General features: G+C 49.3%; 21 protein-coding genes and 1 other RNA gene. 10 read left to right on the top strand and 12 right to left on the bottom strand.

From position 1 onward, the window contains the following. Positions 1-2 precede the first annotated feature (2 nt). The gene (locus AC5RDV_RS11800; protein ID WP_282747247.1) at positions 3-2,276 is read left to right on the top strand and encodes a DEAD/DEAH box helicase; all 2,274 of its coding nucleotides are present in this window, start codon (positions 3-5) and stop codon (positions 2,274-2,276) included. Between the two features lie 127 nt (positions 2,277-2,403). Here AC5RDV_RS11800 and AC5RDV_RS11795 read toward each other — a convergent pair whose 3' ends face one another. From AC5RDV_RS11795 to AC5RDV_RS11765, 7 genes are all read right to left on the bottom strand, one after another. Beyond that, on the bottom strand, positions 2,404-3,021 hold the full coding sequence (locus AC5RDV_RS11795; RefSeq protein WP_282747248.1) for a DUF4468 domain-containing protein: 618 nt from the start codon (positions 3,019-3,021) through the stop codon (positions 2,404-2,406). A gap of 93 nt (positions 3,022-3,114) precedes the next feature. Continuing rightward, entirely contained in the window at positions 3,115-3,825 is a 711-nt protein-coding gene (locus AC5RDV_RS11790; RefSeq protein ID WP_282747250.1) for a LytR/AlgR family response regulator transcription factor, read from the bottom strand. Then, positions 3,822-4,898 carry a sensor histidine kinase gene (locus tag AC5RDV_RS11785; RefSeq protein ID WP_282747251.1) on the bottom strand — a complete coding sequence of 359 codons (1,077 nt, stop codon included), beginning with the start codon at positions 4,896-4,898 and terminating at the stop codon, positions 3,822-3,824. Before AC5RDV_RS11785 ends, AC5RDV_RS11790 begins: the two co-directional genes overlap by 4 nt. A gap of 6 nt (positions 4,899-4,904) precedes the next feature. After that, a complete protein-coding gene (locus AC5RDV_RS11780) occupies positions 4,905-6,143 on the bottom strand; it encodes an ABC transporter permease (protein WP_282747252.1) in 1,239 nt (412 codons plus the stop codon). A gap of 12 nt (positions 6,144-6,155) precedes the next feature. Next, positions 6,156-6,917: an ABC transporter ATP-binding protein gene (locus tag AC5RDV_RS11775; RefSeq protein ID WP_008625442.1), complete on the bottom strand. Its 762-nt coding sequence runs from the start codon at positions 6,915-6,917 to the stop codon at positions 6,156-6,158. Positions 6,918-6,938: 21 nt separating this feature from the next. After that, positions 6,939-8,105, bottom strand: coding sequence for an efflux RND transporter periplasmic adaptor subunit (locus AC5RDV_RS11770; protein ID WP_008625440.1), 1,167 nt, complete (start codon positions 8,103-8,105; stop codon positions 6,939-6,941). A gap of 18 nt (positions 8,106-8,123) precedes the next feature. After that, positions 8,124-9,473: a TolC family protein gene (locus AC5RDV_RS11765; RefSeq protein WP_253271006.1), complete on the bottom strand. Its 1,350-nt coding sequence runs from the start codon at positions 9,471-9,473 to the stop codon at positions 8,124-8,126. A 158-nt stretch (positions 9,474-9,631) separates the two neighbouring features. On the opposite strand from AC5RDV_RS11765, the gene AC5RDV_RS11760 reads away from it, so the two are divergent. Continuing rightward, positions 9,632-10,240 carry a riboflavin synthase gene (locus tag AC5RDV_RS11760; protein ID WP_282747254.1) on the top strand — a complete coding sequence of 203 codons (609 nt, stop codon included), beginning with the start codon at positions 9,632-9,634 and terminating at the stop codon, positions 10,238-10,240. Positions 10,241-10,296: 56 nt separating this feature from the next. On the opposite strand, the gene AC5RDV_RS11755 is transcribed toward AC5RDV_RS11760, so the two are convergent. Together AC5RDV_RS11755 and rnpB are read right to left on the bottom strand one after the other, a co-directional pair. Continuing rightward, positions 10,297-11,610, bottom strand: a complete 1,314-nt coding sequence (locus tag AC5RDV_RS11755; protein WP_282747256.1) for a YihY/virulence factor BrkB family protein — start codon at positions 11,608-11,610, stop codon at positions 10,297-10,299. A gap of 33 nt (positions 11,611-11,643) precedes the next feature. Next, positions 11,644-12,006: RNase P RNA component class A (rnpB, locus tag AC5RDV_RS11750), an RNA gene on the bottom strand. Between the two features lie 202 nt (positions 12,007-12,208). Here rnpB and AC5RDV_RS11745 point away from each other — a divergent pair. From AC5RDV_RS11745 to AC5RDV_RS11710, 8 genes are all read left to right on the top strand, one after another. Continuing rightward, positions 12,209-13,681: a Do family serine endopeptidase gene (locus tag AC5RDV_RS11745; protein ID WP_282747258.1), complete on the top strand. Its 1,473-nt coding sequence runs from the start codon at positions 12,209-12,211 to the stop codon at positions 13,679-13,681. Positions 13,682-14,478: 797 nt separating this feature from the next. Further along, positions 14,479-15,729, top strand: a complete 1,251-nt coding sequence (locus AC5RDV_RS11740; protein ID WP_282747259.1) for a DUF4934 domain-containing protein — start codon at positions 14,479-14,481, stop codon at positions 15,727-15,729. A 151-nt stretch (positions 15,730-15,880) separates the two neighbouring features. Then, positions 15,881-16,741, top strand: coding sequence for a sigma-70 family RNA polymerase sigma factor (locus AC5RDV_RS11735; protein ID WP_008625412.1), 861 nt, complete (start codon positions 15,881-15,883; stop codon positions 16,739-16,741). Between the two features lie 20 nt (positions 16,742-16,761). Then, positions 16,762-17,265 (top strand): hypothetical protein, encoded by a 504-nt coding sequence (locus AC5RDV_RS11730; RefSeq protein WP_282747261.1) that lies wholly within the window; start codon positions 16,762-16,764, stop codon positions 17,263-17,265. Between the two features lie 6 nt (positions 17,266-17,271). Then, the gene (locus tag AC5RDV_RS11725) at positions 17,272-18,147 is read left to right on the top strand and encodes a hypothetical protein (protein ID WP_282747264.1); all 876 of its coding nucleotides are present in this window, start codon (positions 17,272-17,274) and stop codon (positions 18,145-18,147) included. Then, positions 18,144-18,638 (top strand): hypothetical protein, encoded by a 495-nt coding sequence (locus AC5RDV_RS11720; protein WP_276788171.1) that lies wholly within the window; start codon positions 18,144-18,146, stop codon positions 18,636-18,638. The genes AC5RDV_RS11725 and AC5RDV_RS11720 overlap by 4 nt, the downstream gene beginning before the upstream one ends. After that, on the top strand, positions 18,635-18,904 hold the full coding sequence (locus AC5RDV_RS11715; protein ID WP_130892954.1) for a PqqD family protein: 270 nt from the start codon (positions 18,635-18,637) through the stop codon (positions 18,902-18,904). Before AC5RDV_RS11720 ends, AC5RDV_RS11715 begins: the two co-directional genes overlap by 4 nt. 12 nt (positions 18,905-18,916) lie before the next feature. Then, positions 18,917-19,276 carry an MmcQ/YjbR family DNA-binding protein gene (locus AC5RDV_RS11710; RefSeq protein WP_282747270.1) on the top strand — a complete coding sequence of 120 codons (360 nt, stop codon included), beginning with the start codon at positions 18,917-18,919 and terminating at the stop codon, positions 19,274-19,276. Positions 19,277-19,281: 5 nt separating this feature from the next. Here the strand turns inward: AC5RDV_RS11710 and AC5RDV_RS11705 are convergent, their stop codons facing one another. Genes AC5RDV_RS11705 through AC5RDV_RS11695 form a run of 3 tightly spaced genes read right to left on the bottom strand, consistent with a single transcriptional unit; the run spans position 19,282 to position 22,177 of the window. Next, positions 19,282-19,923 carry a trimeric intracellular cation channel family protein gene (locus AC5RDV_RS11705; RefSeq protein ID WP_276788204.1) on the bottom strand — a complete coding sequence of 214 codons (642 nt, stop codon included), beginning with the start codon at positions 19,921-19,923 and terminating at the stop codon, positions 19,282-19,284. Between the two features lie 29 nt (positions 19,924-19,952). Beyond that, positions 19,953-20,909, bottom strand: a complete 957-nt coding sequence (locus AC5RDV_RS11700) for a D-2-hydroxyacid dehydrogenase (RefSeq protein WP_282747272.1) — start codon at positions 20,907-20,909, stop codon at positions 19,953-19,955. Between the two features lie 11 nt (positions 20,910-20,920). After that, positions 20,921-22,177: a type IX secretion system plug protein gene (locus AC5RDV_RS11695; RefSeq protein WP_130892950.1), complete on the bottom strand. Its 1,257-nt coding sequence runs from the start codon at positions 22,175-22,177 to the stop codon at positions 20,921-20,923. Positions 22,178-22,179 lie beyond the last annotated feature (2 nt).

Genomic DNA, 22,179 nt, shown 5'->3' with positions numbered 1-22,179 from the left:
AAATGAAGCACCGCCTGTATGAAAAATGGTGGGGCGGGATCAGGAGCGTGATGGTGCAGATGCCCACTGGAACGGGCAAGACACATTTGCTCGCTTCGGTCATATCCGACCGGATGAGGGCTGATGATACAGCAAGCGTTTGGATTGTTGCGCACCGCCGCGAGTTGGTGGAGCAGATAGAGGAGACTGTTGCACGATACGGCATATCCAAAGATGACGGAAGGGTGAAAGTGATGTCCATCCAGTGGCTGTCAAAGCATTGGGAGGACGTGAAGAACGAAAGGCCGGGTTTGATAGTGATAGATGAAGCGCACCATGCACTTGCCGGGACTTACAGGGAACTGTGGCTGCGCTATCCGGATGCTAAGAAACTCGGTACGACCGCTACGCCCTGTCGGCTGAATCGCAAAGGGTTCACTGACTTGTTTGACACGCTTATCACATCGGATAGCATAGCGGACTTTATTCGGCAAGGATGGCTTTCCGCCTTTGATTACGTATCCATACGTCCGAACAGCGAAGACCAACGGTTGATAAACGGGTTGGAAAGACGGGGAGCGGACGGTGATTTCCAGGTGAAGGAGATGGATACCGTGCTGAACAGGCGGCCAAGTATCGAAAGGTTGTATGAGAGCGTAAGGCAATATGCAGATGGCAAGAAAGGCATCGTGTATGCCATCAGTATCAGTCATGCGCGGAACATCGCCGGATATTACAATCAATACGGGGTGAACACCGTCGCAATTGACAGTAAGACACCCACAAACGAACGGAAACGGTTTGTCGAAAACTTCCGGCAGGGCAAGATACAGGTTCTTGTCAATGTGGACATATTCAGCGAGGGTTTTGATTGCCCTGACGTGGAGTTTATCCAGTTGGCACGGCCCACACTGTCGTTGCCCAAGTACCTGCAACAGGTGGGGCGCGGACTGCGCAAGACGGAAGGCAAGGAAAGCTGCATGATAATCGACAATGTGGGGCTTTACCACCTGTTCGGTCTGCCGACGGCCCACCGGGACTGGCAGGCGATGTTCGAGGGACGGCTTGCCGGAAAAGGTTATCCAGACACAAATATGAGGGTGGTGTCATATATGGCTGTATCGCAAGAAACAGATAAAGATAAAACAGCAGAAACAGACGGACAACTGGAAACCATCGTGTCGCACGGCCAGTTGTTGGATTACCTGCAAAGCGGCAAGCCTTTGCAGGAGAACGATTCACTGCAACCCGAAAAGCTGAGACCGTTCAAGGACAGAACAAGCGGCCTGTACGGCTTGAAGCGCGGCAACAAGATAACGTCCACGGCACGATACCATAACGTCCTTGACACGGATGAAGGGCTTGCCACCGTGTGTTTTGACAACGGGCAAGCGGGCGTCGTGGACGAATCCGGCAACGTCAGGATGCGGTTGGGACGTTGCCGAAGCGCAAAATTCATGAAAGGCAATATCCTTGCACTTACAGGCAATAACGGGCGGAAGACATACATGGATTTGCTCAGCGGCCAAATATGCGATAAACAGCCGAGGATACGGCAGTTCGGACCTGTACAAATGCTTGAAGCGGACGGTATGTATTACAGCCGGACAAAGGAACTGTACAAAACCAGGAAAGTCTCCGGATGTCATATTTTTCATGCCACAAGTTTCTGTCTTCTTGTCTATGATTATTATGCCGCTCCCGTATGCCGTCAAGTCAACGAAGACGATGCCCGTTGGGGGCATGACTGTGTGTGCCTGCTTGCAAATGATTATGACACCTATTACCGTTATTGCGGCATGCTGTCTGGCGGAAGTATTGTCATCGTGGACAATGCCGGCAAGTATTACATTGTGGAGGAAGGCAGGGGCAAGAAATACATCGCTTGTGAAAATCCCAAGACGGTGGATGAGGATTTTGACGTGGTGATACCCCGCCTGAAAGTCGAGGCGGCAAGACGGACGGATATGATGGTGGCCGAGGAGCGGCAGACAAACGAACGGAAGCGCATGGCACGTTTGGAGATGATGAAAACTGCCGTGCCGTTCAAGTCCGGCATGAGATGGGGATTGAGGCAGGGGGGGAAGGTGGTAGTCCCTCCGGTTTACAGGAGCATCCAGTACCCCGTCGGCTACTATTGCGCCGTTGAGGTCAGTCCATGCCGGTGGGGAATCATCATGTTGGATGGAAAAGTCGTCGTGGAGGCCAACTACTCAAAGGTGGTGATAAATGGTGACGGAACTGCAAGGCTGACCGTTTTCCCGGGAAAAGAGAAAGTCGTTGAATTAGGCACTTGACAAAGCAGGAATTATCCGCATATAAACAATCATACACAAAAATGCCGCAAACTGCCCTCCGAATATTTTTGGACTGTTTGCGGCATTTTTGTGTGCCAACTTATAGGCTCCGGCCATATGGCTCTTTTTATTCGATGAGTTTCGTGGCCCGGTGCTCTTCTTTTGCCGGTTGCTCAAAAGCGTCGCGTGCTCCGGTGAAGATTTCCTCTACGCGGTCTACCGTCTTGCGACGGAACTTGGCGGAACCCCACAACAGTTTGTTTTTGGCTTTGTTGAGGGCGTTGGCATCATTGATCCACTCTTCTGCCTTGTAGGTACGGCCATTATACCCGTCCAAATCTTCCTCATAATAGTAACTGATTTGCGTCAGTTCCATGTGACACTTCCCGTCGGAGCATTTTATGGTGAGCAAATAACGGAAACGGGTGCGGTCCAAGACGAAAGGTTTCTTCTTGAATATCATCCATTCTTCGAAACGTCCGACCAACGTACCGGTAGAAGCTTCTTCCATAGCCATTTTGGTACCTTTCATTTGCTGTTCCCCTTTCATTAAACGGTTGAGGTAAGCCTTCATCACGTCGTATATCTGCTGTTTGTTTTTGCCTTCTACGGCAAAGGTCTGTTGGAACAGCACTTGTCCGTTCACTTCTGGTACGGCACCGACCAGGTATTTGCTGTCGTCTCTTTTTGATTTTGCGCAAACCAACATCGGTATGCATAATAGCAATAATAGAATTTTTCTCATGGGTTCAATCTTTTTTGAAGTTCTGCGCAAATTTAATAAAAGAAAAGCAATATCGGGCAGACTGTCCTTTTGTTTTAGTCATTTTTGTACCTTTTATAAGAGATACTTGTTCAAGTAGGCCGTAATATCTGTTTTATAGGTGTCTGAAATGGGGATGCGGGTTTTGCCGAAAATGATTTGCCCCTTATCCAATGTTTTCACTTTGTTCATCTGTACGATGTAAGAGCGGTGGACGCGCATGAATCGGGGAGACGGCAGGCGTTCCTCCATGCTTTTCATGCTGATAAGTGTCAGGACAGGGCGGGGGGCGTTTTCCGTATAGATTTTCAAGTAGTCTTTCAGTCCTTCGATGTAGAGTATGTCTTCCAACCGGATTTGGACGAGTTTATAGTCCGATTTTACGTAAATAAAGTCCTCTTCATGGGAAGGATTTGCCTGATGTTTCAATTCAAACCATTCCAAAGCTTTACGGGAAGCTGTCAGGAACTCATTGTAGTTGATAGGCTTGAGCAGGTAATCCAAAGCATTGACTTTGAAACCGTCCAATGCATACTGGTCGAAAGCCGTGGTAAAGACGATACGGGTGTCTTGGGGGAGCATCCGGGACAGTTCCAAGCCGTTGAGGTCGGGCATCTGTATGTCCAAAAACAACAAGTCGATGTTCCTGAAGTTTGTGTCATTCAACGCCATGACGGCACTGTTGTATTTGCCGCAGAGTTCCAGGAAAGGTGTTTTGCGGACATAACTTTCCATCAGTTCCAAAGCCAACGGTTCGTCATCTATGATTACGCATTTAAGAGTCATTTCGTGGTGGTGTGTATCGTTATTGTTGATTTGTAGACCGTGGCGTTCTCATCACAACCTTTGGTCCATTCATATTTGCCGGGATAAATCAGGTCTAGGCGTTTCTGGACTTGTTCCAGACCGATGCCGCTGCCGCTGATGTCGTTCCTTTGCTTAGGAAAATAAGAATTTTCGATAGAGCAACTTAAGCTGTCTGGACCGGAACTGTAGATTTTGATGTGGATAAAACTCGGCTTGACCGGGCTGATGCCGTGTTTGAAGGCATTTTCAAATAAGGATATGAAGATAAGCGGAGCTACCCGGATCGGGTTTTCGCTTGGAATGTCGATATGGAATTGCAAGTCCACATTGGGCGACAATCTGATTTTCATCAGTGCCACATAGTTTTTCAGAAATTCCAGTTCACGGTCCAACGGGATGAAATCCTGATTGTTGTCGTAAAGCAGATGACGCAACAACCGGCTGAGGTCCTGTACTGCCTGTTGTGCCTTGTCGGCATCGAAGGCAATCAGGGCATAGATGTTGTTCAGGGTGTTGAGCAGGAAGTGCGGATTAATCTGGTTGTGCAGGTTTTTCAATTCGGCTTCAATCCGTTTCAGTTCGGCCTTTTGCCTGCCTAATTCAGCTTCGTGCCATTTTTTGCTCATACGGATGGTGGCGGCCACTGCAGCTATCAGGCCGAACAGGATGAAATCCCTGATTCGGAATGACAGGAATGTCCACATCCACAAGCTGTCGTTTGGAGGTGGGGGAAGGGGAATGTGGAAATAGACATTACCCAGTCTGAACCAAAAATGGGTAAAAAAGAGCATGCCTGCACATAAAATGACGTTGAGCAGGACGTATATCTTGTTCTTTTTGTTGAAGACCAACCGGGGCACCAACCATATATAATTAATGTAGAACACCAATGTCATGGCTATGGGGTTTCCCATCATGCGGAAGATCTCTTCTTCGTCCAACCGCTCATTGGTGTGCCCTATGAGCATCGGGGGAAGGCCGAAAAGGAACACCCATACAAAAAGATGTATGAGCAGTTCCTGAGGATATTTATGATTAATGTTCCATTTCATACCGAACTATTCATACCGGATGGCTTCGATAGGATCCATGTTGGCGGCCTTCTTGGCCGGGTACCAACCGAAGAAAATCCCGATAAACGTGCAGACACCGAAACTCATCACGATGCTCCACCATTGGATGAAAATGGGCATGTTGGCGGCAAATTTGATGGCATAAGCGGCTCCTATACCTAATATGACACCAATCAAGCCTCCCGCGATACTCAGTATGGCGGCTTCGATGAGGAACTGGCTCAGTATGTCTATGCCGCGTGCCCCCACAGACATGCGAAGCCCGATTTCCTTGGTCCGTTCCGTGACGGACACGTACATGATGTTCATGATGCCTATACCTCCGACAATCAGTGAGATGCCGGCCACGCTACCTAATAAGATCGTCAACAAGTCCATCGTGGAATTCATCATGGAGGAGATTTCCTCTTGGCTTCGGATGGTGAAGTCGTCCACGTCGGCTTCCGTGGTTTCCGTTTCTTCTTTTAAATTATGGTTCTTGCGTAAGATTCCGGTGATTTCCTCGATCGCCATATCCGTGGCATCTTCGGTAACGGCGGAACAGTTGATGCCTTGAAGGTAAGTCACCGCCAGGATACGTTTCATGACTGTGGTGTAAGGGGCGAGTGCCATGTCGTCTTGGTCCATTCCCCAAGAGTTGTAACCTTTGGACTTCAGTACGCCGACCACACGAAACGGGATGGAATTGAACCGCACCACACGTCCGATCGGGCTACTTCCGTCAGGGAACAGGTTGTCCACTACGGTTTGTCCCAACACGCATACCTTGGCGGCCGTTTTGATATCCTGTTCCGTGAAGAACTCGCCGTCTGCCACTTTGCGTTGCTGTATGCTGAGGTAATCTTCGTTGACCCCGTATATGCTGGACGGGGCGTTGTTGTTCCCGTAAATGAACTGTCCGGCACTGTTGACTGACGGACTGACGGCTGTCAGGTATTTTGCTTCATTGCGTATGCTTTCGTAGTCTTCCAGTTTCAGGGTCTGCATTTCGTCTGCATCCAGACGCACGCCGCCACGCATATCCGCTCCCGGGTGTATCATGATCATGTTCGAACCCATTTCCGAGATTTGTTTGCGGATGCTGCGTTTCGAACCTTGGCCGATGGCCAGCATGGCAATAACCGAGGCCACGCCGATGATGATGCCAAGGGCGGTCAGGAAAGAGCGTAGCTTATTGGAAGCAATGGCCTTGAGGGCTATTTTGAAAAGATTGGTAGTATTCATGTATTCCTTTGTTTAATCGTCCTGCGGAAGTGGAAGCTGTGCCAAAGCCTCTGCCGCAGACAGTATGTTGGAGTTCAGGGTGTCTTCCCGTATCAATCCGTCGCGCAATGTGATATTGCGGCTGCTGTATTGGGCTATCTCTGGGTTGTGTGTCACGAAAATGATGGTACGTCCCATGGCATGAAGTTGTTGGAACAATACCAGGATTTCGAAAGAGGTACGTGTATCCAGATTACCGGTCGCCTCGTCGGCCAAGAGTACGGCCGGGTCGTTGACTAAGGCCCGGGCGATGGCCACACGCTGCATTTGTCCGCCCGACATCTGGTTGGACTTGTGGTAGAGGCGGTTACCGAGGCCTACCATTTCGAGTGCCTTGACTGCCCGTTCCTTTCTTTCTTTGGCAGAGACGGATGAATTGTACATAAGTGGAAGTTCCACGTTTTCTACTGCTGTTGTCTTGGGGAGCAAGTTATAGTTTTGGAATACAAAACCGATTTTGCGGTTGCGCAGGACTGCCCGTTCCCGGCGCTTCATGGTGCGGACGTGTACGCCGTCCAATATATATTCTCCCGAAGTGGGCGTATCCAAACAACCTAATTGGTTCAGCAACGTGGACTTGCCGGAACCGGACGTTCCCATGATGGTGACAAACTCCCCTTCGTGAATCTTGAACGACACTCCCCGCAGGGCATGTACCACTTCATCGCCCACGATAAAGTTCCGTTTCACATTCTGTAGCTCTATGACTACTTTTTTCTGTTCGTTTCCTTCCATGATAATGGACTTTTACCCGGGTTATTTCTTTTCTTTCTTTTTGGGACGTGGCATGAACGGGTTGGTTTCTTCTTCCTGCGGCTCTTCCGGTGCCTTTATTTCCGTCATGGACATTACGACTTGCGTTCCTTGCTTGATGCCTCCCAGGATTTCGGTCCGGATTCCGTCTGTCGCTCCTATGTTTACCTTGTGGGCCGTCAGTGTATTTCCTTCGCGCGTCCAAAGCTTGTTCTTGCCGTCCGTGTCTACGATTTTATACGTTTTGCCCAATACTTCTTTGGTCGGGGTGAAACGTAAGGCTTTGGCTTTTACACTCAGTACATTTGTACGTTCCAGTGTGCTGACCGATACGTTGGCTGTCAGTCCGGGTTTCAGTTTGAGGTCGTTGTTCGGTGCGGAAATGACGACTTCGTAAGTGATGACGTTGTCTGTCTCCGTGGCTTCTTGTCTCACTTGTGTCACTTGCCCGTGGAAAGTATCGTTGGGGTATGCGTCTACGGTAAACGTGACGTTTTGCCCTTCTTTTACATTCCCGATATCTGCTTCGTCGATGTCGGCAATGACACGCATGTCGGTCAAGTCTTTGGCGATGGTGAAAAGGGTAGGTGTCTCGAAACTGGCCGCCACGGTCTGTCCTTCTTCCACTTCCTTGCTTAACACGATACCGTCGATGGGAGACGTGATGGTGGCATAGCCTATATTAGTCTCGGCCTTCTTCACGCTTTCTTTCGTGGTGTTGTAAGTTTCCAAAGCCTTGCGGTAATCCAGATAGGCCACTTCGTAATCATTACGGCTTACGAGACCCTTTTCGTTCAGCGTTTTATAGCGTTTATAATTGGCCGTCTGGTAATCCAGTTCGCTTTTGGCACTTGCCAGATTGGCCCGGGCACTGTTCAATTCACTGTTGAGGGTCGTTTTGTCCAATTCCGCGATGACTTGCCCTTTTTTCACGAGGCTGTTATAGTCCACATATATGTTGCTGATGATGCCGGAGACCTGTGTACCGACTTCTACCTCCGTTACAGGTTCGATGGTTCCTGTGGCGGTCACGCTGTTACGGATGGTATCCGGTTGCACGTCAGTCATTTCAAACTCCACGGGCACACTCTTCTTGGGCCATGCGATTATGGCAATGACTGCTGCGATGGCAACAATGGCAACCGTGATGATAATCTTCTTTTTTTTCATATGGCGTCTGTTCTGTTTTTAAAGGTTGATACTTTCTCCTTGGTAGAATTTGAGGAGTTGGATATGGAGCAGGGTATTGTATTTGCTTTGCAGGCGGTCTTGTTGCGCGCTCATCAGCTCGTCCCGTCCGTTCATGAGTTCCACGATGTTTTTCAGGCCGTTTTTGAACTGCTCGTCCAACAGTTCGTAACTGGTCTGGGCACTTTTTAGTTTGGCGTTGGCTGCTACATATTTCTGTTGGTTGCTGTATGCGTTGAGCCAATACTCTTCTACGGTACTGTACAGTTTCTTCTGTTGGTCCTGCAATTGTAGTTCGCTGTCCATTTTGTTCAGCTTGGCTTTTTGCACGTTGGTTTTGTTTCGTTTGTTGTCGAAAATAGGTATGGACAGCGTCACACCGGCCGAGGCGCTCAGGTTCTGTCTCATTTGTTCCCCTGCCGATTCACGGCTGCCGGAATAGTGGCTGTCGCCGATACCGGCTGTCAACGAGATGGAGGGGTAATATCCGGCTTTGGCAATGTCGATGTCCAAATCGGCGGCATCGATGCCCAACCGGCTGCTTTGGATTTCCGGGCGCAGGTTTAATGCTTTCTGGTACACTTCGTTGACACTGGGGATAAGTTGCATCGTTGCTTCATCATTTGTTCCTATACCTGAGATGTCGAACTTACGGTCGTCCGTGATTTCCAACAGTTCTTTCAATTGCCGTTTGTAGTTGTCGATTTGGGTCTGGGTAGCCACGCAGTCGTATTGTGCACTGGCAGCTTGTGCCTCCAACTGAGCCAGGTCGGCTTTAGAAATTTGCCCTTGCTCATACATCTCCTTTCCGCGTCCAAACTGGCTCTTTGCCGTTTCTTCCATGGCTTTGTTTACGTCCAAGGCATCCTTCGAATAGAGGATTTGCACGTACAACTGGGCTATCTGTTCTTGGATGCTGTTGGCTGTGGCCTGTGTGGCCAAGGCCGAGATTTGGTTTTGTAGCTTTTGTGCCTTGATGTTTTTGCGGTTGGCTCCTCCGTCCCATACGGTCCACGATGCGTTGAGGCCATAGTTGCCGTTTTCCGTCAATTTGTTAGAGGAACTGTTGGCGATGCCATTGGCTACGATACTGGTCTCGGACTTTTGCAGCGGCCGGTAGTCTATGGCTTGTGTGGTACTGAAAGACAAGCTGGGGAACAGTTCGGCCTTCTTTTGAAGCAGGTCGGCAGCACCCTGTTCTTCCGTAATTTTGTTTTGCTTTAATTGAATGTTATGGGCGATGGCATAGTCGATGCATTCTTGCAGTGACCATCGGGTCGAGTCTTGTCCGGCGACGGCCAGAGCCTGAAACAGGCACGCGGCATACATCAAATAATTCTTGTAACTCATGAAGTTCATCTTTTTAACTGTACAAAAGTACAAAGAATAAAGATGGGGAGGAAATAAATTGTACTATGAGGGATTTTTTTTCGACTGAATCGCTGAATATGTCTACTAAAAAGAGTATATTTGGAATTTGAAAGAAAACTATAAAACGTGATAGGATTATGTTCTCAGGAATTGTAGAAGAATGTGCCCGGGTCACCGGGATTATGAAAGAGCAGGAAAATGTGCATTTTACTTTGCAATGCTCTTTTGTGGACGAACTGAAGATAGACCAAAGCGTGGCCCATAACGGCGTGTGCCTTACGGTGGTCCGCATTCAGGACGGGTGTTATACGGTGACGGCGATGAAGGAGACGCTCGAACGTTCGAATCTCGGGCTTTTGAAAGTGGGCGACGAGGTGAATGTGGAACGTTCCATGATGATGAACGGGCGGTTGGACGGGCATATCGTACAGGGGCATGTGGACTGTACGGCCGAGTGTGTGTCGGTCGAAGATGCCGAAGGCAGTTATGTCTATACTTTCCGCCATGCTTTTGATGCCGGAATGGTGAAGAGGGGCTATTTTTGTGTGGATAAAGGTTCGGTGACGGTCAACGGTGTCAGTCTCACGGTATGCCATCCCACAAAAGACACTTTTCAGGTTTGCATAATTCCTTATACGTATGAGCATACCAATTTCCATTCTTTGAAACCGGGTTCAGTGGTCAACCTCGAGTTCGACATCATCGGCAAGTATCTGAGCCGCATGACGGACCTGCTCAATGAATAGGAAGGGGCGGCTTTTGCTTTGTATCGGCCGTAAAAGCCCTATGAACCCATTCTCGCTCAGATATCTTTGAGCAGGATGGGTTTCTCCTTATTTATATATCGCGCACGTAGTTCACGTATGTTTTCCCATTCCGTATTGTTCCGGTGGATGGCTGCCGGAGTGAATTTGTCGCCATAATTGTCTATCCGTTCCAACAGCAAGTTTACAGTCAGATGGTTGATGTCTTCGGCCGGGGCAAAGCGCACGGCGGCATCTTCGTTCGTCCCGTCGAGAACCAACAGGTGCATCCGGCTCAGTTCGTGGGTCAGGCGGCCGACCACTCCCGACGGGAGGTTCGTTTCTACCGAAAGCCCTTTCACGGTGTAGCCCTCCATACCTTTTTCAAACCGTTTGCACACTTTCGACATGATGAGGATGAGCAGCACGTCGTGGTAGCTGCGGCTTATCTTATGGATGTCTTTGATGTAGTAGTAACTTCTCAGGTTTTGGTTGGCATAAGAAAGTTGGGCACCGAAAAGGCAGATAATCCATGAGAAATTGACCCACAGCATGAACATGGGCAAGGCTGCGAACGACCCGTAAATGGCATTGTAGTTGGACACCCATATCTGGGAATGGATGTAGAAATATTGAAGGAACTGGAACGCCGTACCGGCGATGAAACCCGGAAGGACGGCATTCCGGAAACGGATGTCCGTATTGGGCATGTACATGTAGAGGGCTGTGAAGAGCAGGCCGCTCAAGGCGTATGGGGACAGTTTGATGAGAATCTTCACCGTCGTGCTGAGCACCATGAAATTCGGATAGTCTTGTGCGATGGTAGCCAGGAATATGGAAAGGCCGCTGCTGATGATGATCAGGATGGGCAGAAGAAGGAAGACGCTGATATAGTCCGTTATCTGGCGGTAAATGGAGCGTTGGTTTTTCACGTTCCAAATGCTGTTCAGGGCGATTTCGATGTTGGCGGTCAGTTGGACGACGGTGTACAACAATAAAAGCAGGCCGAAACCGATGAAGATGCCGCTTTGCGTATGCTCGAGGTATGAATTGATGAAATTCAGCACCATGTCGGCAAACTGTTGGTTGACGCTCAGGTTGCTTTTGATTTTCTCTTCGATGATGGAACCGTATCCCAATCCCCGGCCGATGGCAAAAATGATGGCCAAGATGGGGACGGTGGCCAGTATGGTGGAGTAGGTCAGGGCCGAAGCATGGCTGTTCAGGTGCTTGGACAGGTAGCATTCAGACGTGAGCACTAATTTGCGGAGGGCGTTGAATGCGTATTTTTTGACCGGTGAAAACTTTTCTTCATTGATGAACCATATTTTGTGCGTGAAGAAGAATTCCAGTTGATGCATGTTGAACGGCATAGGCTTTTCATGTTAAAAGGTGATGAAAAAAGAAAAAGCAGTCGGCCTGTAAGCCGGGTTCTGTGCCTCGTATGAAACGAAGTGCTTGCCATTTATCCAGACCTTACGTCGCCGCAAGGCTCTATCGTTCTACCCTCCGGCTCGGGCGGGCCGCCCTCTCTTGTGGCGCCGGTATACGCGAACTTTCAACTTCCAGAATGCACGGCCCGGATGTCGCCATCCGGCCGGTGGGCTCTTACCCCGCCTTCTCACCCTTACCGTCCTTGCGGACGGCGGTTCTTTTCTTCTGCACGCTCTAACCCTCACGGATTACTTCCCGTTAAGAAGTGGAATGCCCTGTGTTGCCCGGACTTTCCTCTCCCGGCCTGAGCCGGCAGCGGCAAGCCGGCCCACTGCTTTGATGTCACAAAAGTACTTCTTTTTTTCGAGCTGACAAAATTCAGGTCAACGAATGTAAAAATGTCAGTGTCCGATTTTAATCGCTGTTAATGGGAAAGAATTCTCTGTTAAAAGATAGCAAAAAGGAAACTGAAAGGATACATTACAAGTCCTTTGGCGTTACTTTTGTGCAAGTTTATGACGAAAAGAATCATTTAGTATGAACAATATGACAACAGAAACAATGAAAGAGACAACAAGAAAGGTATTGGGAACAGCCGCCCTTTTCATAGGCAGCTTTTGTGTGATGGGATGCGTGGAGACACCGGTCAAGGCACAGCCTTCGGCCGCCCCCTCCGGCTTGGTGGATTTGACCCAGGCTGCGGAGACGTCCGTCAACGCAGTGGTATACATCAAGGTGACGACGAACAGTAAGACGAAGACCGTGGACGTACAGGATCCGTTCTCCGACTTCTTCGGCGATTTCTTCGGATTCGGGGGCGGAGGCCGCCAACAGCGGCAAATACAGACCCCGAAGCGTGAAGGTTCTGGTTCGGGAGTGATTATTTCTTCCGACGGTTATATCGTGACCAACAACCACGTGGTGAGCGAGGCGGACGAATTGTTGGTGAAGCTGAACGACAACCGCGAGTTCAAGGGGCGCATTATCGGTACGGACGAGCAGACCGATTTGGCCTTGATTAAAATCGAGGGCAAGAATTTCCCGACCCTGCCTATCGGCAATTCCGATGATTTGAAGTTGGGAGAGTGGGTCTTGGCCGTGGGTAATCCCTTCAACCTGACTTCCACGGTGACGGCAGGTATCGTCAGTGCGAAAGCACGTTCGATGGGTGCCAATTCCATAGAAAGCTTCATCCAAACGGATGCCGCCATCAACCGTGGTAATTCCGGTGGCGCATTGGTCAATGCACGTGGAGAGTTGGTGGGCATCAATGCGATGATTTATTCCCAGACGGGTTCTTATACGGGTTATGGTTTTGCCATCCCGACGACCATCATGAACAAGGTCGTGGCCGACCTGAAGGAATTCGGCGTCGTGCAGCGTGCCCAATTAGGTGTGATGGGTAATGATGTGACCCGGTACATCGATGACGAGAAGTCCAAGGGCAACGAGGTGGACTTGGGTACGGTAAACGGTGTTTATGTGGCCGAAGTGCAGGACAACTCCACAGCTTCCGAGGCCGGGTTGCGCAAGGGCGACGTGGTCATTGCTGTCAACGGTAAGGAGGTAAAGAAGATGGCCGAGTTGCAGGAGGCCATCAGTACGATGCGTCCGGGCGACAAGGTGAAAATCACTTATATGCGTAACAAGAAGAAAGACACCGTGACAGCTGTGTTGCGCAACGCGCAAGGCAACACCAAGGTGTTGGAGCAAATGGATATGGACCAGTTCGGGGCAGCCTTGAAGCCTTTGGACAGCGAGACTAAACGCCAGTTGAACTTGCCGAACGGTTTGGAGGTCGTAGCCGTGAAGAAAGGTAAAATGGCGGATGCCGGAGTAGAGAAAGGTTGGATCATCCTGCAAGTGAATGACAGGCCTATGAACACGATGGAAGATTTTGAAGAGGCTGTAAAAGAAGCCAACCGTTCTTCCGACCGTATCCTGTGGATTCGTGCCGTGACGCAAAGCGGACGGTTGAGAAGCGCAGTGGTGGAATTGGATGAGAAATAAACGGTGACGGGCTGACAGGCCTGGTTTGAAAGTCTGTCATCCTATACAGAAGAACATAAGGACAAAAGATGTTTGCGTCAGCAAGGAAACATCTGTCCTTATGTTCTTCTGTCTTGTTTTTATCTTTTTGACAATATGTCAACCAGCCTTTCGCGAGATTCGGCTATTCGTGAGCCGTGGCGGAAGTGTACGGAAATACGCGAATCTCGTGCATTGTGACGGGAGCAACGTGTAAGCGTTTCATGGCTTCTTTGTGGCATGATGCCGGGACGAAAGGCCACTCTTGCCGCAAGCGGAGAAGGAGAGTGTAAGTTCGGAGCGTGTCCGGCCTGTCGTTTTGACATCTTTCTTTTGGCGACGGGAACGTGCCAAATAGAGAAAAAACGGGCTTCAAAAGCCTGTCCGGACTTCGTTTTCAGGAAGGTTTTCGGCCAATAAGCGGAGGCCGTCTCCAAAATCTGCGGAGAAAAAAATTGTTTTCTCAGCCGAATGATTTTTCGTTCGCCTGAGATTGACGCGTGTTTTGGATTAAAAAAACAAAATAACGGGCTTGAAGTGTAAAAAGATGTATTTAATTTAATTCTAAAATGTGCGGAACACGTGGTTTTTCATCCCGGAAAGATGGATAAGGACTTTCGTTTTGTCAGTAAAAATGTGTAGAGGATGGCAGGATGATAGTTTTGTCTCTGCCACGTCAAAGACCTGAGAAAATCCGGAGTGAAGAATGTAAGAGAGAAACCGGTTGTTGCGGCTTGATGTTTTATATACCTTTGTAGGTCACTTTATAATAGGTAGTTATGAGGAAGATTGGTAAGATATTATCGGGGGCGGCTGTGCTGTTGATGTTGGCGGCGGCATGCGGGGGAAAGAAAGGGCGTGGCGCGGATGTTCCGGTAGGGGAGAATCGTGATATAGAGGTGGTAGACATCGACAAGGCCAAACAAGAGGATGCGTTGCTGTATTCTTCCATATTGGAAGAGCCGGACGTGATAGTATTGGAAACCTGTCCGGAATGTATTATTCAGGACGTTTCTGCCATAGATATATATGAAGGCAATATCTATATTTTGGATGATAAAGTCCCGGCCTTGTACGTATTCCGGCGAGACGGCTCTTTCCTAAGGCAGATAGGACACCAAGGCCGGGGGCACGGGGAATATTGGGAACTTTCAGATTTTTCCATAGACCGTGAAAACGGCGTTATTTATCTGTGGGACGATGCTTTGGATATGGCTCATAAATACGACCTTCGTACCAATGGGTACATCTCTTCCATAAAAACGAAACGGAACGGATATAGGAGTTATAGCATGCTGTATCTTGGCGGAAAACTGTACGTGGACCGTACGTCTTTGGATGCAGATTCTGAAAATTACCTGTTGAAAGAAATAGATGGGAAGACTGGAACGCAAATAGCTTCCTGCCTGAAGGCCGACGATTACAACCGGGGGTGGAATTTTCCTTTGAGATTACCTTTTAGTTTCTTTTACTCTAAAAATACGGATGCGCCTAAGTATGTGGGATTGTTTTCCGATACGATTATGGCTGTCACAAAAGAGGGAATCAAGCCGTATTGTGTAGTGAAAAGTGAGGGTTTTGTTTCAAAGAAACGGATGAAAAAACTCATCAGTGACTGCGGCCCGGGGGAAGAGTTTAATTATAATGTCTCCGATTTGCATGAGGAGGATTGTATATTCTGCATTTCGCGTTTTGTGGAGTTGGACGGAATGGTCTCATTTCAATATAGGAAAGGAGACGAAATCATGTATTTACTTCACGATGTAAAGACGAAAGAGACTTGGGTTGCGCCATCCTTTAAGGACGACTATCTCTTCGAGAACAACAATATTCCCTTGGACATGTGTTACAGCGATGAAGAAGGCGTCCTGTCCGTCCTGCGCGTAGATTTTATTCCCTATTTTATTGAGGACGTTATCGACAAAGGACACCTGAATCCGAAAATAGACGAGTATGAAAAACTGATGGGGATAAAGGGAGATTCCAATCCGGTGTTGTTCTTTCACAAGTACAAATCAAGGAGCAAATGAACGTGTCGCGGTGCTCCGGGACGGACAGAAGGTCGGGTTTCGGGCTTGGTTAAAGCGGAAATCCGGGCAGGCCGATTAATATTTATGCAAATATTTACGGCCTAATCCGGATTTTTTTGGTAACTTTGTGCGTTTAATATGTAGTAGGAGAATGAGACAGTTAAAGATTACCAAAAGTATCACCAATCGTGAGAGCGCTTCGCTTGACAAGTATTTGCAGGAAATCGGCCGTGAGGACCTGATTACAGTGGAAGAAGAAGTGGAATTGGCACAGCGCATTCGCAAAGGTGATCGTGTAGCACTCGAAAAACTGACACGTGCCAATCTGCGTTTCGTGGTTTCAGTGGCCAAACAGTATCAGAACCAAGGGCTGAGTTTGCCGGATTTGATTAATGAGGGCAACTTAGGCTTGATAAAAGCTGCTGAGAAGTTCGACGAAACCCGTGGATTCAAGTTCATCAGTTATGCGGTGTGGTGGATTCGCCAGTCCATTCTTCAGGCTTTGGCGGAGCAGAGCCGTATCGTACGTTTGCCCTTGAACCAGGTTGGTTCGTTGAATAAGATAAGTAAGGCATTCAGCAAGTTCGAGCAGGAGAATGAGCGCCGTCCGAGTCCGGAGGAACTTGCCGACGAGTTGGAGATTCCGGTAGACAAGATTTCCGATACCTTGAAAGTGAGCGGACGCCATATTTCGGTGGATGCCCCGTTTGTGGAAGGAGAAGACAACAGTTTGTTGGACGTATTGGTCAATGACGATTCTCCGATGGCGGACCGTACGTTGGTCAACGAATCTCTTGCGCGTGAGATTGACCGTGCGTTGTCCACGCTTTCCGAACGCGAAAAAGAGATTATCCAGATGTTTTTCGGTATCAACCACCAGGAAATGACTTTGGAGGAAATCGGGGACAAGTTCAACCTTACGCGCGAGCGCGTGCGCCAAATTAAGGAAAAGGCCATCCGGCGTTTGCGTCAGAACACCAAGAGTAAATTATTGAAGTCTTATCTCGGCTGATGCCGTGCGGAAAAGGTGGAATGATGAACTTTAACTTTAAATATTGGGGGATATTGGCCTGTGTGTTGGGATACGTAGGGATGTCTCTGTCTGCAAAGGTGGAACGGGCTACGGTGTATATCTTCGGATTTTCGGCTTCTTTCACGGATTCTGTGGTATATATTACAGACATCCAACAATTGGACAGCGCTTATATCGAGACGAAGTACGATTTTCTGATGGACCGTGCGGTATACAGTGACCAGTTGCAGACCTATCTGGAAGCGGTAAAGCAAATGCCGAATTCTACGTGTGCAGTATTTTTCCATACGAAAAAGAGCAAGCTGATGGAAGAATATGATAAGATAAGGAAGCAGTATGGCAGCGTCGGAAGCGTGATGCTGAAAGAGTTGACAGACGAAAGCTTCAAGTTCCAATCGCCTGTTTACGAGCCGCCGGTCAAAGCTGTGCCGGAGTCCGCCGAACCCAAGGCGACGAAAAAGGAAAAGCGTCGTAAGGCTTCTAAGGACAAGCCCGAAAAATAGAAACAGATGGAATACCAATATAATATTGCAGGGCATCTGTGCCGGATTGTTTTCTGCGATGCAGGAAATGATAGCAGTTTATTGCCTTCTTTTTCGCCTTTTGTGAGCGAAGAAGAAGGCAATCTGCTTTTCAGTCTTTCGGTAGATGATGCTTTTCGTTGGCCGGTGACGGGAGAAGAAGTCGGGCAGTTCGATTGCGGGGGCAACAACTTCGGGGTTTACCGCCTGCCGGACGGGAGTTACCAGTTTGAAATCTGCGATGATAAAAAGGACTTGTGTTGTTATTTGCAGGCTAATGCAGATTTTTCGGATTGTACGGCTGCTTTGGTGGCAGAGAGCGAGGCAGGGCGTAAGTTCGGGTTGAACAATGCCCTCATGTTGGTGTATGCCTTTGCTTCCGCGCCGTATGCCACGTTGCTGATGCATGCTTCCGTAATCCGCAATGACGGCCGGGGATATTTGTTTCTGGGCAAGAGCGGGACGGGGAAGAGTACGCATACACGGTTGTGGTTGAGCCACATCCCGGGCTCCGACCTGATGAACGATGACAATCCGGTGGTGAGAGTGGTGGAGGGGACGGTTCATGTCTACGGTTCTCCCTGGAGCGGGAAAACACCTTGTTACCGCAGGGTGTCTGCGCCGGTGGGAGCTTTTGTACAGTTGCGGCAATGCCCGGAAAACACGATACGGGAAGAAAGCGTATTGGAAAGTTTTGCCTCGCTCTTGCCGTCCGTGTCGACCATGAAATGGGACCGCCGTATTCATTCGGCGCATTGCGACACCATTTCGGACATCATCCGCCTTTCGCCGATATACCTTTTGGGATGCAGGCCGGATGAAGAAGCGGCCAGGCTGAGCTTTCATACATTGACGGGACGATGAACAAGAGGAAGAATATGGACGGAATGGCGGTACGCCGGATGGAAGTTCCTAATGCCGTGTTGTTGGGACAGGTGAAAGAAGCTATCCGTGAGGGGCATACGGTGACTATCAATGTAAAAGGTTACAGTATGCGTCCCTTTTTGGAGCATTGCAGGGATAAGGTGCGTTTGGCACCGTTCACGGATTTGAAAGTGGGAGATGCCGTGTTGGCCGAAATCTCGCCGGATGTGTACGTCCTCCATCGTATCATGAATATAGATGGAGATACCGTGCGATTGATGGGAGACGGGAATTTGTCGGGCATGGAGGTTTGCCGTAAGGCAGACGTTGTAGGGATGGTCACGCACTATATCCGACGGGGCAAGACGATACCGGCATCCGACCCGCGCCTGCAACGTTACGTACGGTGGTGGAGCAAGCTTCTGCCTGTGCGCCGTTATTTGTTATACATATATAGGATTAATCTTAAATTATCAAATTGGCTAAAATGAGAATCAAGGAAGGTTTTGAACTGCGTGAGATTTGTGGGGAACATGTGATTCTGTCGCATGGGATGGACAATATCGATTTCAGCAAGATTATTTCGCTGAATGAAACAGCGGCTTTCTTGTGGAAACAAGCTGTGGGAAAAGAAGCAATCAGCGAAGATGGACTGGTATCCTCCCTGTTGGAGGCGTATGAGGTGGACGAGGAGACGGCCCGTAAGGACGTGGCGCAGGTGCTTGCCAAATGGAGAGAAATCGGGCTGTTGGCCTAATCGGACGGAGTTATGGATATAGAACAAATCAGGGCATACTGCCTCAGTAAGCCTCATACGACAGAAGATTTCCCTTTCGATGAAACCACGTTGGTCTTCCGGGTCATGAATAAGATTTTTGCCAGTATCGGTTTGGACAATGTGGATTGGTTTTGCCTGAAGTGCGATCCGGAGTATGCCATAGAGTTGCGTGAGCATTACACGGGGATTACGGGGGCATGGCATTGGAACAAGAAATATTGGAACCAGATAGCCATTACGCATGGCGACGTACCCGAAGCCTTGATACGCAGCCTGATAGACCATTCGTATGATGAGGTGGTAAAGAAGTTGCCCCGCAAGCTTCGTAACCAGTTGAAGGAGGAGGAATAACGGACTTATTCCTCCTTGTCGTCTTCACCTTTCAGTATGGGGAGTTGCCAATGGTATTTTACGGCCAACGTACGGATGGATATGACGATGATGGCGGAAAGGATGGCATTGACTTCGGCCTGAAGTCCCACGGAATAACCTAAGATATACGTAATACCGCCGGCAATGCAGGCCATGGCATAAATGTCTTTGCGGAAAACGAGCGGCACTTCGTTAATCAGTATGTCTCGGATGATGCCTCCGGCGGCACCTGTGACGCACCCCATGATGACGGCTGTCCAGACGGGGTATCCCATGTTCAGCGTCTTTTCCAATCCCGTGATATTGAATAGAGCCAAGCCGATGGTGTCGAAAATGAACCAGGTGCTCTTTTGCCGGATGATTTTCTTTCCGAACAATATGACGTAAAGTAGGGACAGGCCGCAACAGATGATATACACGGGGTTCGTCATCCAGAACGGGGGGATGCCCAACATGATGTCACGTATCGTACCGCCTCCGACAGCCGTGGCCGTACCTACGATATATGCGCCGAACCAGTCAAATTGTTTGGCCGAAGCCAGTCGGATGCCCGAAATGGCGAATGCCATTGTACCGATAAATTCTATCACGACGAATGAAACCGGTAACCGGAGGGTCGTCCCCATCATTTGCAGGAGATGCAGGATATATTCTGTCATGGATTTACGACATTTTGCGGTTTACCTTGTAGGAATGCACGGATGTTTTCTTCACAAATGCCCATGAGCCGCAGGCGGGCTTCCCGTGTGGCCCAAGCGATATGCGGGGTAAGATAGGCATTAGGGGCTGAAAGCAGGGGATGGTCTGCCGATGGCGGTTCGGTGCTTGTCACGTCTGTACCGTATGCGGCAAGGGTGTTGTTTCTAAGGGCTTCTGCTACCGCCTCTTCATCCACTAACGGGCCGCGTCCGGTATTGATAAGGATGGCTCCCGGTGTCATGAGCGCCAAGGTGTGCGGGTTCACCAAATGGTGGGTCTCCGGGGTGAGCGGACAGTTCAGGCTGATGACATCGCATGCGGAGAACAGCTCTTCCATTGTGGACTTCCGAATGTCGGTACCCAACTGAAGAGGGCTTTTGGAGGTACAGGCATATACTTCCATGCCGAAAGCCAAGGCTATGCGTGCGGTAGCCATGCCGGTATGCCCGAGTCCCACGATACCCATTTTCTTACCGGACAGTTCCATGAGAGGCGTGTCCCAATAGCAAAAGTCCGTATTGCGGCTCCAACGTCCCTTACGGTTTTCTTCGGCATAATGTTCCACGCGGTTGGTAATGGCCAGTAGGAGGGCGAAGACCATTTGGGCTACCGAACGGGTACTGTATGCCGGGATGTTGCAGACGGGAATCCCGTGTTTGCGGGCAGCTTCGGTATCTACCACGTTGTAGCCCGTAGCCAATATGCCGATATATTTCAGATCCGGCAAACGGTCGATGTGTTCAGCTGTGATGAGGGTCTTGTTCGTTAGCAAGATATCTGCTCCTTCGGCGTGTGCATAAAATTCTTCGGCCGAAGTCCGTGGAAACACTGTCAGTTCTCCTAATTGTGCGATAGGCTCCCAGGAAAGGTCGCCGGGGTTTAAGCCGTAGCCGTCTAATACAGTTATTTTCATAGGTTTCTGTTTTATTTTCCGTTAATCTTGAAATTCATGCGGCGGTAACCGACCAGTTTGTCGTAACGCCCTCCGTTAGGGCGATGGTATACCAAGATGATGTATTCGTTTTCCGTCTCATAAAAGTTCCCGTCCGTCCGTCCGCTGTTTCCTTGGGTGTCGCCGTCCGGCACGAAGAGATAATTATAATTATAATATCCTTGTTTCAGGAGGGCGGTGGCTTCGTAGGCCTGTGTTTCCCGGTTGTATGTCATGCGGTATTCGGGGATGAAGCGGTTGTAAGTCCATTCTCCGTTCAGGTAGACTTCTCCGCCGGGCAGTTGAGGACTTTTCAAGGTGAAATGCGTGAATACATAGTCGCAAGTGGTGGCCACGTCTTCGTCGTCGCTGTTGCGGATGATAAAGGCACCGTTTTGGTCTTCGTCATACAGATAATTCCGGGCGGTTTGATTGGGATAGAGCGTGGCGTGGTAATACGGGTCGAACCATTCCATCCGGTCTACGTTCAGTGTAGGGACATGTACGTCCAGAATCTCGAATTTGTGGTATTCGTTGCCTGCCGGGAAAATCAGTTGGCGGTTGTGCGTGAATTCAATCTTATTGGCAGCCTGGATGTTGGGCTTGGGATTGACCACACAGTTATCCCACCGGCGGTTTTGCATCACTACGGTTTTCAGTTCACGATGTGGGTCGATGACTTTTACCAACCCGTAGTTGACGGAGAAATCCACTTGTTGGTGGGATTTGTTGAAGTCTATGTCCGTATTGGTACTGACGGTAGCTCCTATTCCTACGCCCGGTTCCACCAGACTGAAACAGGCCGTAAGGACGGGGACAGGTTCGTCGCCCTCGTCGTTGTAGACCGTGAGTTTATAGTTACCGGACAACTTGAGCGAAATGTTTTCGTTCGGAATCCGTAGTGAGTAATGGGTGTAAAGCACGGTCGTATTGAAGCTTTTCTCGTAGTCTTCTATCGGTTCCCCGTTGAACCCGTTCATGTAGTCGGATTCAAAGATTTCTGTCGATGGGGACCAGTCTGCATTGCAATGTTCCACCTTATATATATAGCGGTGGTATTCGTGTGAGAACTCGTCGAAACCGATTTCCAGATGATTACCCCCCCCCAAGTTCATGATGGGAGGCTGCAACGGGTCGTCATTTACGACGACTTGCAGGGTGTGCAGTTGACGGTCCAGGATTTCATGCCGTTGTGCAGTTGTTGCCGATACACAACATAGCAGGCTTAAGAGTACGGTTATCTTTTTCATAC

This window comes from Paraprevotella sp., from assembly GCF_986071375.1.
This window is presented reverse-complemented; position numbering and strand designations above follow the sequence as displayed.